We start from the raw sequence: 11,733 nt of genomic DNA on the forward strand, positions 1-11,733 counted from the left end.
CGGCCAGACCATCACCACCACCTCCCCGGGCGTGACCCTGGTCTCCGGCCCGGCCAACAACCGCCGCGACACCGAGTTCGCCGTCGTCCGCGCCGGCGTGAACTACAAGTTCGGCTCGTACTAAGACGACAGTTCGGATTTGGCCCCAGAGTCAGCCCGATCAAACTGATTTCGTAGGCCGAGTGACGCCTCAGGAGTGTGAAAACTCCTGGGGCGTTTACCGTTGTCGTGAGCGCCCCTCAGGCATGGGGCCCTCCGGCCCCTTTCGCTGGGGCGGGCTTCGCCACCGCGACGGCTGAGAGCCTCTCACAAAACTCCCGCTGCGCCGCCGAGGGCGGAGAGAGAACTCCCGGTGAGCGGGAAATTCGTGAGGCGCTCTTATTCTCCGGCCGGTCGTGGTCCATGTGGCCTCTCTGGCAGTCGGCCATGATGTCTCCCAAAGGACCGCTCGGTACTGCGATTGGCCGTCCTGACAGTCTGTCGGACGCTCGCCAGGAACCTCGTCTGCGTCCCCTGCCTTGATCCCTCCGAGAGGCGTGGAGAGAGAACATGGGAACGGACTCTGACGCAGCGCGAGAGGCCTTCGGAATGGTCCCTCCGGGAAAGCTGCCGGGGCATGAGAAGCGTCCCGACGATGCGACGGTTGCAGGACCGACATCCCCTGCTCCTCCGGAAGGACAGGATGAACAGGGCCCCGAAAGTGGCGGCTACGATAATCGCCCCACTATGCCGACACCGGATAATCGCAAGGGTGGGTACGGCGCAGGCTGAAATCCCATGTGTCGATGATGGGTCTGGATATTGCACGACCGCTCTTGCGGGGATGCTGACTGCAAAGTGAGTACGATGACGTTGCCGCTCCTTCCTGCCTCTGCCTTCAAGAGGCCGACCGTCTTGCTCTCGGGATCGGTTGACTATGCGATGTACAAGGACTTTCGCCAACAATTCGAGCCGGTGCTCGATCAAGACGTCGTCGTGATTGAGTTGTCGACTTTGGGTGGCGATCCTGAGGTAGCCCGAATGATGGGAGAGGATATCCGCTATTACAGCGAGATGAACCAAGAGAAGCGGTATGTCTTCCTGGGTAAGGCCGCCATCTACTCGGCTGGCACGACCTTCATGAGTTTCTTCACGAGAGCCAATCGCTACCTGACACGAGGGACGCGGTTGATGATTCACGAGCGCAAGATGGACAAGCATCTGCACGTCCAAGGCCCGCTGACCACCTGTCTGGCTGCCGTGAAGGCCACGCTGAACGAGTTGGAGACGTCGATCGCCATTCAGAACGAGGGCTTTGCGAACCTGATCCTCGGCTCATCCGTGACGATGGAAGAGGTCCTGCAGCGGGCACCGTCGAATTGGTATCTCGAGGCCGAGGAAGCCCGAACGCTCGGCCTCATCGAGGCCGTGCTCTGAGCGGCTGGCGGCTGTTCTGGAACGACCTTGCGCATGATGGCTTAGCGTTCCGACGAGGGTCGGGAGGCTGGCGGGCGGTCCGCTGTGGCGCCTGGGCGTGCCGATCCTGTCGTAGGCCTTTTACCGGGGGCGATCACCGAGCATGAGCATCGTAACCGATTTTCTCACCCGCGTGGCCCGCGCAGTGACCGCTTATGCCGGCGATGAGACCCTGATGCAGGCTGCCGTTTCAGCCGCTGCCAACGTGATCGTGGCGGACGGTGAAGTGGCCGGTGAGGAGTTCGAGACCGCGCTGAAGGGTGTCTTGGCAAGCCCTATCCTGGAGAAGGGCTACGACGCCCTCATGCTGGAAGAGGCGCTCTACGACGCCATCGGCCGCGCGCGCACGCGTGCCGGACGGGCGGACAACCTTCGACGTATCGCGGCCATTGCCGGCAGGCCTGCCGATCAACGTGAAAGCGTGTTCCTGGTCGCGGCTGATGTCGCGGACCACGATGGCATTGCCGAGATCGAGCATACGGCATTGAATGAGATTGCAGCCGCCCTCATCGTCGATAAGCAGGGCTTGCTCGAGGTCGCGCCAATTAGGTCCGCTCAACAGCGAACCCAGATTTAGGACCGTCTTCGACCGAGTTGGCCCACGTGCTTCCGTCCTTGCTGCGCCGCGCTCGCAAAGACGACCGGGGATCCATCGACGGGGGTGGCTCAGCCCGGTCGGCGACCGCTCTTGGGCTCTTCTCGTCCGAGTCGCCGACCGAGCTTAGGCGAGATAGGCCCAGGCGGCATCCTCATCGGCCAGATCGAACGTCTTCGTTTCCACGGGCATGATGAGGCCTGAGAGCTTGATCATGGCCTCCGCAAAGGCGGGAGCACCGACGACGACGTATTTCCGGATATGCGCAACGGAGCGAGCTTTTACGCTATTGGCATAGCCGTCGAATTTCGCCCCGAAGTCCGATCCTTCGTAATTTGACATGATGAGAAGCATGTCGATCTGTTGATGCTGCTGCATGGCTTGATCTGTCAGGGCCGACATCCATTCGATATCCGGCTTGGTGATCTTCTCCTTGATTTCGAAAGCCACGAGGTCGGGCCGCGGAGTATCGCGCTGGACGACCGAGCCATCAGGCGCCGTATTCATGCTGGCCTCCAAGCTTTTTCCACGAACGTAGGTTGTTCCGGTAGAAGTGTCATGAAGACTTCAGGCTTCGGCACGTAAGCTGCGGATGAACTTTCGCGCGATGTCTCGAACGGCCTCGTCATCTCGCTCCTCACCCTCGGATTTGTCCCAAAGGTGGCTCAAGCTCCCCTCAAGTTCATCCAGCAATTCCGGGTGACGATGGGACAGGAAGCGGATTGTGCCGAACAGGATGTGCTCGACGGCCATTTCACGCCGACGGCCATCGGCTATCAGATTCAGAGGGGTGGGCGAGGGCTGATCAGTCATGAGCGCTCAACTGATCAGGGCGGATCTGGTTCACCGGGCTTATGATGAGCAGTCCCCCCACGGGATTGTCTGCGGCCGCAAGCCCAGGGAGGATCTCTTCGACCTGTACCCCACCGCTGACGGTCGCTGAACGTCAGCTCGTGGTCGACAGCCAGTCGCAGAACGCTCGGACGGCCGCACGGTCTGCGTCCGCCTCGGACACGTAGGTGTGGTAGCTGCGCGCGGGCAGAGCAGGATCCGCGAAGGGTATCATCAGGCGGCCCGCGGAGACGTCATCGGCAATGAGGCGATCGGGCCCCATCGCGATCCCCAATCCGTCGAGGGCGGCCTGCAGCGTCAGGTAGAAGTGTTCAAGCGTCACCGAGGCCTGGGGGGCCAAGTTTGGCACGCCGGCCGCCTGCAGCCATTGCGGCCAGACATCCGGCAGGGTTGCCGCGTGCAGAAGCGTGTGGCCGGTCAGGTCGGTCGGCTTCGAGAGGGGGCCGTGCTGCAGAAGCCGGGGGCTGCAGACGGGAATGCGCCGCTCCGTGAGGAAGGCCCGCCCGACGAAGCCCGGCCGTGTGTCTGGGCCACCACGAATGGCGACGTCGAAGGGCTCGATGATCTGCGCGAGGGGTACGTTCGAGGTCGTCAGGCGGATCTCGACCGCCGGATGAGCCCGCTGGAACACCGAGAGCCGGGGGATCAGCCAGCGCAGGGTGAAGGTCGCCAGCGCGTTCACGTGCAGCACGTCGGCCCGGCCGCGCTCCTTCTGCCGGGCGGTGGCGAGGGCGATCCGGTCCAGAGCCGCGCCGATTTCGGGGAGATACGTGCGGCCCGCCTCGGTGAGCACCACGCGCCGGTTGTGCCGCTCGAACAGGGGGAGACCGAGCCACGCCTCCAGCGTCTGCACGTGTCGGCTGACCGCGCCGTGGGTCACACGCAGTTCCTCCGCCGCTCGCGTGAAGCTCCCGTGGCGACCGGCCGCTTCGAAGGCCTTCAAAGCGTTGAGCGGCGGCAGGCGACGATGCATGCGTCAGCTTTCCTCACGTGAGCGTCAGCATAAGGCGTTTGTCGTGGCCGGGGGAGGGGATCATCCTGGCGGGCATGATCACGGACAGCCGGACATCGCCCGCCCTGCCACTCAGCCCTGCGGAGGTGCCGGCTCAGGCCCATCGGAATGGGCGGCGCTCCCTCGCCGTCGTCGGCGTCAACCACGCCCTCCACGACGGCTACACCGACATGATCTACGTGCTCCTGCCGGTCTGGCAGGCGGAGTTCGGGCTCGGTTACGTCGCCCTCGCAGTGCTGCGCTCGCTCTATGCCGGAGCGCTGGCCGGACTGCAGATGCCCGCTGCCGCCCTCGCGGACCGGTTCGGCGTGCGCGCCGTGCTCACCCTCGGCACCCTTCTGGGGGCGGGGGGCTACGCCCTGGCCGGGGCGTCCGGCGGGCTCGTCGGCCTTTGCGTCGCGCTGATCGTGTCCGGCGCCGGCAGCAGCACCCAGCACCCCCTTGCCTCCGCTGTGATCGCCCGCGCCTACGGATCCGCTGCCCGTGGACCGCTGGGCACCTACAATTTCACCGGCGATCTGGGGAAGGCAGCCCTGCCGCCCCTCGTCGGCTTCCTGCTCACCCAGGCCGATTGGCGCCCCGTCCTGTGGCTGGTGGCCGGCGGTGGTCTGGTCGTCGCCCTCGTCGTCGCGGGCCTCCTGCCGTGTGAGGCGGCCTCGCGCGGCCACACACCCGCGAAGAGGGCGGCCCCGGGGGGAGGGGAACGCATGTCGGACCCGACCGGCTTCCGTCTCCTCGTGGCGATCGGCATGCTCGACAACGCTGCGCGCCCGGCCTTCCTGATCTACCTCCCGTTCCTGCTTCAGGCGAAGGGGGCCGGGCTGTCCCTGGTCGGCATCGCCTTCGCTCTGGTCGCGGTCGGCGGGGCGCTGGGCAAGGCCGTCTTCGGGCGGATCGGAGAGCAGATCGGCGTGACCCGCAGCGTGATCCTCACGGAATCCGGGACGGCGGTCGCTATCCTCGCCGCCGTCCTCTTGCCGCTTGCCCCCGTCCTCGTCGTGCTGCCGCTGCTCGGCCTGATGCTGAACGGCACATCGTCCGTGCTCTACGGGACGGTGCCGGAACTGGCGCCGGGTGGCCGGGTCGAGCGGGCCTTCGCGATCTTCTACACCTGGACCCTGGGCGGCAGCGCGCTCGCGACGCCGCTGCTCTACGGCCCTCTGGGCGACGCCGTGGGCCCCGGCTGGGCGACGATGGCCTCGGCCGCCACGGCGGCCGCAGTCGTGCCCCTGATGCTCGTCCTCTCGCCCCGCCTCGCAGCGCCCTCGACCCAGGAGACGTCGACGCCATGACCCACCGGACCGGACGATGCCATTGTGGCGCGGTGCAATTCGAGGTGACGCTCGTCGATGGCTTCTCGACGATCCGCCGCTGCACGTGCTCCTATTGCCGGATGCGAGGCGCAGTCGTCGCCTCTGCGGAGATGGCCGACATCCGGATCGTGCGGGGAGAAGAGGCACTGACGCGCTACCGGTTCAACACGGGCACGGCCGCGCACTACTTCTGTTCCCGCTGCGGGATCTACACCCACCATCAGCGCCGCTCGAACCCGCACCTCTACGGCGTGAACGTCGCCTGCCTCGACGGGGTGAGCCCGTTCGATTTCGCACAGGTGCCGGTCGTGGACGGGGTCAACCATCCGAGCGACACGGGGCACGCAACCCGCATCGCCGGCACGTTGTGCTTCCTCCCGGCCACCTGACACGCCGAGGCGCAGCTTTCGGCTCTGGAATCCTGGCGGGTTGCGATCGCGTTCGAGGCCGGAACGGAGATCCGGGGCCTGCCGGAGCCGTCACTGATGGATGAACTCGCATGATGCCCGTTAACTAATCGGTATTGTTGATCCTTTACGAGCGACCTCAACCCGAGGTGACTTCATGCGCGTTTTGCTGATCGAAGACGACACGACTGTCGCTCGAAGCGTCGAGTTGATGCTGAAGTCGGAGAACTTTCAGACGTACACGACAGATCTTGGCGAGGAGGGCATCGACCTCGGCAAGCTGTACGACTACGACATCATCCTGCTCGATCTGAACTTGCCCGATATGTCGGGCTACGAGGTGCTTCGCAGTCTCCGGGTTGCAAAGATCAAGACGCCGATCCTGGTCCTTTCCGGAATGAGCAGCATCGAGGACAAGGTGAAGGGTCTCGGCTTCGGCGCCGACGACTATCTCACCAAGCCCTTCCACAAAGATGAGCTGGTGGCGCGCATCCACGCCATCGTCCGCCGGTCGCAGGGCCATGCCCAGTCGGTCATCACCACCGGCGACCTGATCGTGAACCTCGATCAGAAGACGGTCGAGGTCGGCGGTGCCCGTGTCCACTTGACCGGCAAGGAGTACCAGATGCTGGAGCTCCTCTCCCTGCGAAAGGGCACGACCCTGACCAAGGAGATGTTCCTGAACCATCTCTACGGCGGCATGGACGAGCCCGAGCTGAAGATCATCGACGTCTTCATCTGCAAGCTGCGCAAGAAGCTGGCCAATGCCAGCCAGGGCAAGAACTACATCGAGACGATCTGGGGCCGCGGCTATGTGCTGCGCGAAGAGGCGCCGGAGATGCGGGCTATGGCCAGTTGATGCGCTTCCGGACGGTGACGAACGGACCAGCCATCGTCAAAGATTGAACCACGTCGTCATGGGCCCCTGTCCCCGCTTCTGTTCATCGGATCGCGAACCTTCGCGCCGTTGATCTGTTGCCGCTCCATGATGCCTGATCCTTCCGGGAAGGGGGCCGTCAGCGGCCCGCTCTTCGGTCGCGCGAGCAGGCTTGGGTCGCGCGAGCAGGACGGAGAGGTTCCATGACGAAGCTGTTCATTGCGCAGGTTCGCACTGCGGATGGTCCGAAGCCCTTGGTGACGGTGAGGGCGGCGGCGGAAGGTGAGGCCCGCCTGTTCCTGGAGGCGGCCTATCCCGATGCTGTGATCGAGTCTGTCGATGAGCCCGCCGATTGGGCGAGCGATGCAGACACCGGTGCGAAGGCGGGAGACGTTCGGGAGCATGCCGGCGTCGCGTGGCAGCCACCGTCCAGCCTCGCGTGACATCGACGGCGAAGCGCTCATCGCGGAGGTGCCCTTGGCCGTCCGATTTGCCATGCTGCTTCTCGCGGGATCGGTCGCTGTCCTGTCCGGTTCGTCGGTGCGATCTCAGCCCACGCCGATCAACAACTGGGTTGAGTTCCGCAAGGCGGTGGCCGCGTGCTGGACGGTACCGTCCGGGACCGAGGGCTCCTTGATTGCCTACCGGTTCGGCCTCGACAAAACCGGAGCCATCCGGGGCAAGCCGCTCATCACTGCACGTCGGCTCGTCGGTGATGACGACGCCAAACACCGGTATGAAGAGGCTGCATCCGAGGTTTTATCGCGCTGTTTTCCTATGGCGGTCACGCCCTCCTTCGGTGCGATCTTTGGCGAGAGCCCGATCTATTTACGGTTCGTCAACACGAAGCCGACCGCGGCCTATCAGATCAATAACAACGTCACGATCTTTGCACCGCAATAGGGGCGCCATGAACACCGATTCCGTTGAGGGCCTGACGCGCGCCCGGGGCTCACTCGTCCGTCAGCGCGATATTCTTGCCGCGCGCATCGGTGGGATCGAGCTCGCGCCCGTCTCGATGGCCGAGGATCTGACCCGCATCCTTCTGGCGATAGAAGCCGTGGACCGCGCCCTCGCCAATGCGGGGCACCCGCACTTCGAAGGAGAGGTCTGAGGCGTCGCTGTCTCCCGATCGAAGGGACCGGATTCCTCCGGGATGCCTCAGGCGGGGAGGACGACGACCTTCGTCTTCACCGGGGTGCGCGCGTAGAGATGGATCATGTCCTGGCTCAGCAGGCCGACGCAGCCGCTGGTGATGCCGCTGCCGATCGTTTCCGGGTCGCTGCTCGCGTAGATCGTGTACAGCGTATAGGCGCCGTTCTGGTAGAGATGCAGCGTGCGGGCGCCGAGGGGGTTGTCGAGGCCGCCGGGCATGCCACGGGCGTATTTGGCGGCTTCCGGCTGGCGCTTGATCATTTCCTTGGGCGGTGTCCACGTCGCCCATTCGGACTTCCGTCCGACATAGGCATCGCCGCTCCACAGGAAGCCGTCCCGGCCGACATTGGCGCCGTATCGCGTGGCGGCCCCGCCCTCCTCGATCCGGTAGACGTAATAATTCTTCGGATCGACGATGATCGTGCCCGGTGCCTCCTTCGTCTCGTAGCTGACGGTGCGCCGGTAGTATTTCGAATCGACCTTGCTGACATCGACCGCGGGGATCGGGAACTTCTCCTGCGGCATCGGCCCGTAGAGGCTCTGGGCCTCGGCCAAGCTCATCGTGTCGGACGTCTTGCAGGCGGAGAGGCCCAGGGCACTGACGCTCAGAGCCGAGCCGACGAGGAACGAGCGGCGGTCGAGTCCCGCCCGGGTGCCGGCCATTGGCCTCACAATCGTCATCGCCGTCGTTGTCCCGCCTGCCGTCGTACCGGGCGGGGTGCAGCCCGCCCGAGGGTGTTACGGCCACGGTTGTCGGCTTCGGTTATGGCGCCAATGCGGCGGGCCCGGGCGATGTCCTCATCGTTTGACGAGCAGTTGCGCCACGCTGCCCATGCTGCCGTAGCGCTCCCAGAGCGCGGCGCAGGCCTCCTGCGGACGCTCGCGCAGAGCCTTGGCTTCGGCATCGATTCCCTGCTGCAGGGCCACCGAACGCTTCAGCGTGAAGAAATCCGCGTGGTTCAGGTGGTTCGCATGGGCGAAGGCGCGGAAACGCTCGGTGTCGATGCGAAGGTCGGCGCAATGCCGGGCGGCCATGTCGGCCTCGATACCTGGCCGGAGGGCGGAAGGATCGGTCTGTTGCGCGGCGCGATGGGCCTCGGCCCAGGAGCCGAAGGTGGCCCAGGCGGCGACGACGAACAGGGCGGGGGCTAATCTCTTCATCGGATCGGGGCCGTGATGACGCTGGTGTCACAAAGCGTCCGCATGCAATCCGTTCGCCCTATGGCCCCCGGCCTACGACACATCTGTGTGAGGACACACGTCACGGATCCTTCGGCCAATCCCGACGGAACGGATCTCGCAACCGCCTCTCTCACCGGCTATCACGCCGCATCGCCCCGGTTCGGCTGCCTCCTGTGTGCCGCCCGCGGCACGGGGCAGGACAGCCGGTCATGCGCAAGTCGTTGGGTCTCAATGGCCTTCTGGGAGGCGCGATCGGCGTCGTCGCCCTGGTGTCAGTCCTGAGCAGCAGCGCGGTCCTGCTCACACGCAGCCGCCTGCAGGACGCGACCGATGCCCGCGAGCACTCGGACCAGGTGATCCGCGAGCTCGATGCGTTCCGCGCGGCGATGCTCAACCAGGAAACCGGCCTGCGCGGCTACCTGATCACCGGGCGCGAGGGCAGCCTGGATCCCTACAATGCGGGCCGCCGGGCGCTGGACGAGGCGATCGGTCGCCTGCGCATGCTGATCGGACAGGATGCGGGGCGGACCCGGATGCTCGCCGACGCCGTCACCGCGGCGCGCAGCTGGCAGACCGATATCGGCGAGGCGGCGATCCGCAACGCAGCCGATCCGGCGACGCGGACGGAGGCCGTCCGCAACGAGGCCGACGGCAAGGGCAAGCGCCTGTTCGACCGGCTCCGTGCCGAACTCGGTTCCATCGAGGCTCTGGAGCAGGGCGTGCGCGCCGAGCTGTCGCAGCGGGTGGCGCAGGCCCAACGCGCCGAGGACATCGCGGTCTGGGGCGGGACGCTCGTCACCCTGTTGATCTGCCTCGGCCTCGGTCTCGCCATCAACCGCCTCGTGGTCCGGCCGCTCCTCAGGGTGATGACCTTCGTCGAGCGGGTCGGTGCGGGCGACCTGACCGGGCGCCTGGAAAAGACGGCGGACGGAGAGGTCGGTCGCCTTGCTGCCACGCTGAACGCCATGGTGGTCGGGCTCTCGGATTTCGCGCGGACGAACCGTGCGGCGACGTCCGACCTGAACGCGGCGGCGGCGGAGATCCGGGCCTCGGCGCAGGAGCAGGCGGCCTCGGTGGAGGAGCAGTTCGCGGCGGTGCAGGAGACGGCGGCGACGGTCGATGAGATCACCCATTCGGGCGCGCAGATCTCGAAGCGGGCGAGCGAGGTGATCGCCACGGCCCAGGCCACGGCCAAGACCTCGCGGCAGGGGCTGCGGGCGGTGTCGGACACCGCGCAGGCGATGGACGCGATCCGCGAGCAGGCGGAGGCGGTGGCGGGCAACATCGTCGGGGTCTCGGAGAAGACGCAGGCGATCGGCGAGATCATCGAGAGCGTCAACGACATCTCGGAGCGGACGCACCTCCTGGCGCTGAACGCGGCGATCGAGGCGGCGGCGGCGGGCGAGAGCGGGCGCAGCTTCGCGGTGGTGGCCTCGGAGATGAAGCTTCTGGCCGATCAGGCGAAGGCGGCCACGGGCCAGATCCGGGCGATTCTGGGGGAGATCCAGCGGGGCATCAACACGTCGGTGATGCTGACCGAGGAGGCGGTGAAGCGCTCGGCGGTGGGCAAGACGCGGTCTGACACGACGCAGCGGACGATCGAGGAGATCACGGCGCGCTTCGAGGAGAACGTGCAGACGTTCCAGCAGATCGTGGCCTCGACGAACCAGCAGCAGCTGGGCATCGAGCAGGTGATGGGGGCGCTGCAGAACATCCGCCAGGCGAGCCAGCAGACGGCCGCCGGGACGCGGCAGGTCGAGACCGCCTCCGCCAACATGACCGAACTCGCCCAGGCCCTCATGGCCCTGGCGGAACGCTACCGGCATTGAGGGGAGGGTGCCCTCGTGTCCGGGTTGCCGAACCGCGCGCCCGGTCCATCTTCCCTCGCGCGGTGAGTCGACCGCAGGGGAGGTCGCGATGCGTGCGGTGACGCTTGCGGGATGTCTGGTGTTGGCGTCCCTCGCGGCGAGGGCCGAGGACACGCGGGCGCCGTCGGGGTTGACGGTTCCGGCCTGCGAGAGCCTCGTGGCCCTGCGTCAGCTCGCAGCGGAAGCGGGGGAAGACAGCAGTCGCGCCGCGACGCTGATCGGGCAACGACCCGGGTGCCGCCTCGTGCCCCGTGCCGGGATCGGGGCCGTCGAGCGCCGCGCGACCTTCGGCGGTACGATCTACGAATGCTACACGCAGGCCGCCGGGGCCTGCGTCTGGGTGATGCCGTAGGCGTCCGCTGCAAGGGCATACCCGCCGGAGCGTCCTCGCCTCGGCGGGGGGAGGAGTTCAGCTCTTCAGCCGCTTGTTGCACTCGCTGTAATAGCCGCCGCCCTTCTGGATCCACTTGAGATCGCCGAGCGTGCCAGCGGCCTTGGCGGCGTTGTAGCTGTCCAGGCAGGTGTGCATCCGCTGCTTGCCCGCCGGCTCGCTCGCATATTTCGGATCGACCTTGGCCGGGAAGCCCGCCATGCCCGCCGCCGCCGGGGCGGGCTTCGGGGCCGCCGCGCTCGGGGCCGGGGCGGGCGCAGGGGAGGCGGCCTTGTTGCCGCCGGGTGCCATCGGGTTCGGCACGGTCGAGGCGGCCGGGGCTGCGGCGGGAGCCGCGTTGGCGCCGCACTCGGCCTTGCGGAAGTCATTCCACTTCTGGCCGTTCAACGTGCCGGCCTGCTTGGCGGCCTGATACTTGGCCGAGCACTCCGTGGCCGTGAGCGCGGCGGCGGGTGAGGAGGCGACCCCCAGGGCCGCGCCGAGGAGCGCGACGGACACGAATGAGCGGACCATGACGAGTCTCCTGCAACACGCAGATGCGTGGCGTGGCGGAGACTACTTCTAGCTGCGGTAGTGAGAAAGCGCGCAACGAGTGATCGCAGTTGAAAAGCGCGCGAGCCGGGACC

At 66.3% G+C, this 11,733-nt stretch carries 16 protein-coding genes and 1 pseudogene; 11 read left to right on the forward strand and 6 right to left on the reverse strand.

Features of this window, described 5'->3' with window-relative positions; translation table 11 throughout:
* The 3 genes and pseudogenes from J4O73_RS18905 to J4O73_RS18915 all read left to right on the forward strand — a co-directional run.
* Window positions 1-124, forward strand: a pseudogene (locus J4O73_RS18905) (porin family protein); the annotation flags it as partial.
* A 722-nt stretch (window positions 125-846) separates the two neighbouring features.
* Complete coding sequence (locus J4O73_RS18910) at window positions 847-1,416, forward strand: peptidase S14 (RefSeq protein ID WP_426219838.1); 570 nt, start codon at window positions 847-849, stop codon at window positions 1,414-1,416.
* Between the two features lie 142 nt (window positions 1,417-1,558).
* Window positions 1,559-2,032, forward strand: a complete 474-nt coding sequence (locus J4O73_RS18915; protein WP_426219840.1) for a tellurite resistance TerB family protein — start codon at window positions 1,559-1,561, stop codon at window positions 2,030-2,032.
* A 144-nt stretch (window positions 2,033-2,176) separates the two neighbouring features.
* Here J4O73_RS18915 and J4O73_RS18920 read toward each other — a convergent pair whose 3' ends face one another.
* The 3 genes from J4O73_RS18920 to gcvA form a co-directional block, all read right to left on the reverse strand.
* A complete protein-coding gene (locus J4O73_RS18920) occupies window positions 2,177-2,557 on the reverse strand; it encodes an STAS/SEC14 domain-containing protein (RefSeq protein ID WP_426219842.1) in 381 nt (126 codons plus the stop codon).
* Between the two features lie 60 nt (window positions 2,558-2,617).
* Window positions 2,618-2,863 carry a hypothetical protein gene (locus tag J4O73_RS18925; RefSeq protein WP_426219844.1) on the reverse strand — a complete coding sequence of 82 codons (246 nt, stop codon included), beginning with the start codon at window positions 2,861-2,863 and terminating at the stop codon, window positions 2,618-2,620.
* 133 nt (window positions 2,864-2,996) lie between these two features.
* The gene (gcvA, locus tag J4O73_RS18930) at window positions 2,997-3,875 is read right to left on the reverse strand and encodes a transcriptional regulator GcvA (RefSeq protein WP_426219846.1); all 879 of its coding nucleotides are present in this window, start codon (window positions 3,873-3,875) and stop codon (window positions 2,997-2,999) included.
* 74 nt (window positions 3,876-3,949) lie between these two features.
* Between gcvA and J4O73_RS18935 the strand changes: the two genes are divergently transcribed.
* From J4O73_RS18935 to J4O73_RS18960, 6 genes are all read left to right on the forward strand, one after another.
* Window positions 3,950-5,206 carry an MFS transporter gene (locus J4O73_RS18935; protein WP_426219848.1) on the forward strand — a complete coding sequence of 419 codons (1,257 nt, stop codon included), beginning with the start codon at window positions 3,950-3,952 and terminating at the stop codon, window positions 5,204-5,206.
* The gene (locus J4O73_RS18940) at window positions 5,203-5,616 is read left to right on the forward strand and encodes a GFA family protein (RefSeq protein ID WP_426219850.1); all 414 of its coding nucleotides are present in this window, start codon (window positions 5,203-5,205) and stop codon (window positions 5,614-5,616) included. Before J4O73_RS18935 ends, J4O73_RS18940 begins: the two co-directional genes overlap by 4 nt.
* Window positions 5,617-5,791: 175 nt before the next feature.
* The gene (gene ctrA, locus J4O73_RS18945) at window positions 5,792-6,493 is read left to right on the forward strand and encodes a response regulator transcription factor CtrA (RefSeq protein ID WP_426219852.1); all 702 of its coding nucleotides are present in this window, start codon (window positions 5,792-5,794) and stop codon (window positions 6,491-6,493) included.
* Window positions 6,494-6,714: 221 nt separating this feature from the next.
* Window positions 6,715-6,954, forward strand: a complete 240-nt coding sequence (locus J4O73_RS18950; RefSeq protein WP_426219854.1) for a hypothetical protein — start codon at window positions 6,715-6,717, stop codon at window positions 6,952-6,954.
* Window positions 6,914-7,414, forward strand: a complete 501-nt coding sequence (locus tag J4O73_RS18955; protein ID WP_426219856.1) for a hypothetical protein — start codon at window positions 6,914-6,916, stop codon at window positions 7,412-7,414. The genes J4O73_RS18950 and J4O73_RS18955 overlap by 41 nt, the downstream gene beginning before the upstream one ends.
* Before the next feature lie 7 nt (window positions 7,415-7,421).
* The gene (locus tag J4O73_RS18960) at window positions 7,422-7,625 is read left to right on the forward strand and encodes a hypothetical protein (RefSeq protein WP_426219858.1); all 204 of its coding nucleotides are present in this window, start codon (window positions 7,422-7,424) and stop codon (window positions 7,623-7,625) included.
* A 47-nt stretch (window positions 7,626-7,672) separates the two neighbouring features.
* Here J4O73_RS18960 and J4O73_RS18965 read toward each other — a convergent pair whose 3' ends face one another.
* Together J4O73_RS18965 and J4O73_RS18970 are read right to left on the reverse strand one after the other, a co-directional pair.
* Window positions 7,673-8,329: a L,D-transpeptidase gene (locus J4O73_RS18965; protein WP_426219860.1), complete on the reverse strand. Its 657-nt coding sequence runs from the start codon at window positions 8,327-8,329 to the stop codon at window positions 7,673-7,675.
* Window positions 8,330-8,464: 135 nt separating this feature from the next.
* The gene (locus tag J4O73_RS18970; RefSeq protein ID WP_426219862.1) at window positions 8,465-8,827 is read right to left on the reverse strand and encodes a hypothetical protein; all 363 of its coding nucleotides are present in this window, start codon (window positions 8,825-8,827) and stop codon (window positions 8,465-8,467) included.
* A 230-nt stretch (window positions 8,828-9,057) separates the two neighbouring features.
* On the opposite strand from J4O73_RS18970, the gene J4O73_RS18975 reads away from it, so the two are divergent.
* Together J4O73_RS18975 and J4O73_RS18980 are read left to right on the forward strand one after the other, a co-directional pair.
* Window positions 9,058-10,677: a methyl-accepting chemotaxis protein gene (locus J4O73_RS18975; protein WP_426219864.1), complete on the forward strand. Its 1,620-nt coding sequence runs from the start codon at window positions 9,058-9,060 to the stop codon at window positions 10,675-10,677.
* 88 nt (window positions 10,678-10,765) lie between these two features.
* Complete coding sequence (locus J4O73_RS18980) at window positions 10,766-11,068, forward strand: hypothetical protein (RefSeq protein ID WP_426219866.1); 303 nt, start codon at window positions 10,766-10,768, stop codon at window positions 11,066-11,068.
* 57 nt (window positions 11,069-11,125) lie between these two features.
* Here J4O73_RS18980 and J4O73_RS18985 read toward each other — a convergent pair whose 3' ends face one another.
* The gene (locus tag J4O73_RS18985) at window positions 11,126-11,620 is read right to left on the reverse strand and encodes a hypothetical protein (protein WP_426219868.1); all 495 of its coding nucleotides are present in this window, start codon (window positions 11,618-11,620) and stop codon (window positions 11,126-11,128) included.
* Window positions 11,621-11,733 lie beyond the last annotated feature (113 nt).

It is taken from the genome of Methylobacterium sp. NFXW15, from assembly GCF_049887755.1.
In the GTDB taxonomy this organism is placed as follows: domain Bacteria; phylum Pseudomonadota; class Alphaproteobacteria; order Rhizobiales; family Beijerinckiaceae; genus Methylobacterium.

Excerpts from the sequence above, each read along its gene's own strand:
- ctrA (WP_426219852.1), top strand. The coding sequence starts at position 5,792 with ATGCGCGTTTTGCTGATCGAAGACGACACGACTGTCGCTCGAAGCGTC.
- J4O73_RS18920 (WP_426219842.1), bottom strand. The coding sequence starts at position 2,557 with ATGAATACGGCGCCTGATGGCTCGGTCGTCCAGCGCGATACTCCGCGG.
- J4O73_RS18935 (WP_426219848.1), top strand. The coding sequence starts at position 3,950 with ATGATCACGGACAGCCGGACATCGCCCGCCCTGCCACTCAGCCCTGCG.
- J4O73_RS18980 (WP_426219866.1), top strand. The coding sequence starts at position 10,766 with ATGCGTGCGGTGACGCTTGCGGGATGTCTGGTGTTGGCGTCCCTCGCG.
- J4O73_RS18915 (WP_426219840.1), top strand. The coding sequence starts at position 1,559 with ATGAGCATCGTAACCGATTTTCTCACCCGCGTGGCCCGCGCAGTGACC.
- J4O73_RS18940 (WP_426219850.1), top strand. The coding sequence starts at position 5,203 with ATGACCCACCGGACCGGACGATGCCATTGTGGCGCGGTGCAATTCGAG.
- J4O73_RS18965 (WP_426219860.1), bottom strand. The coding sequence starts at position 8,329 with ATGGCCGGCACCCGGGCGGGACTCGACCGCCGCTCGTTCCTCGTCGGC.
- J4O73_RS18960 (WP_426219858.1), top strand. The coding sequence starts at position 7,422 with ATGAACACCGATTCCGTTGAGGGCCTGACGCGCGCCCGGGGCTCACTC.
- J4O73_RS18950 (WP_426219854.1), top strand. The coding sequence starts at position 6,715 with ATGACGAAGCTGTTCATTGCGCAGGTTCGCACTGCGGATGGTCCGAAG.
- J4O73_RS18925 (WP_426219844.1), bottom strand. The coding sequence starts at position 2,863 with ATGACTGATCAGCCCTCGCCCACCCCTCTGAATCTGATAGCCGATGGC.
- J4O73_RS18985 (WP_426219868.1), bottom strand. The coding sequence starts at position 11,620 with ATGGTCCGCTCATTCGTGTCCGTCGCGCTCCTCGGCGCGGCCCTGGGG.
- J4O73_RS18975 (WP_426219864.1), top strand. The coding sequence starts at position 9,058 with ATGCGCAAGTCGTTGGGTCTCAATGGCCTTCTGGGAGGCGCGATCGGC.
- J4O73_RS18955 (WP_426219856.1), top strand. The coding sequence starts at position 6,914 with ATGCCGGCGTCGCGTGGCAGCCACCGTCCAGCCTCGCGTGACATCGAC.
- J4O73_RS18970 (WP_426219862.1), bottom strand. The coding sequence starts at position 8,827 with ATGAAGAGATTAGCCCCCGCCCTGTTCGTCGTCGCCGCCTGGGCCACC.
- J4O73_RS18910 (WP_426219838.1), top strand. The coding sequence starts at position 847 with ATGACGTTGCCGCTCCTTCCTGCCTCTGCCTTCAAGAGGCCGACCGTC.
- gcvA (WP_426219846.1), bottom strand. The coding sequence starts at position 3,875 with ATGCATCGTCGCCTGCCGCCGCTCAACGCTTTGAAGGCCTTCGAAGCG.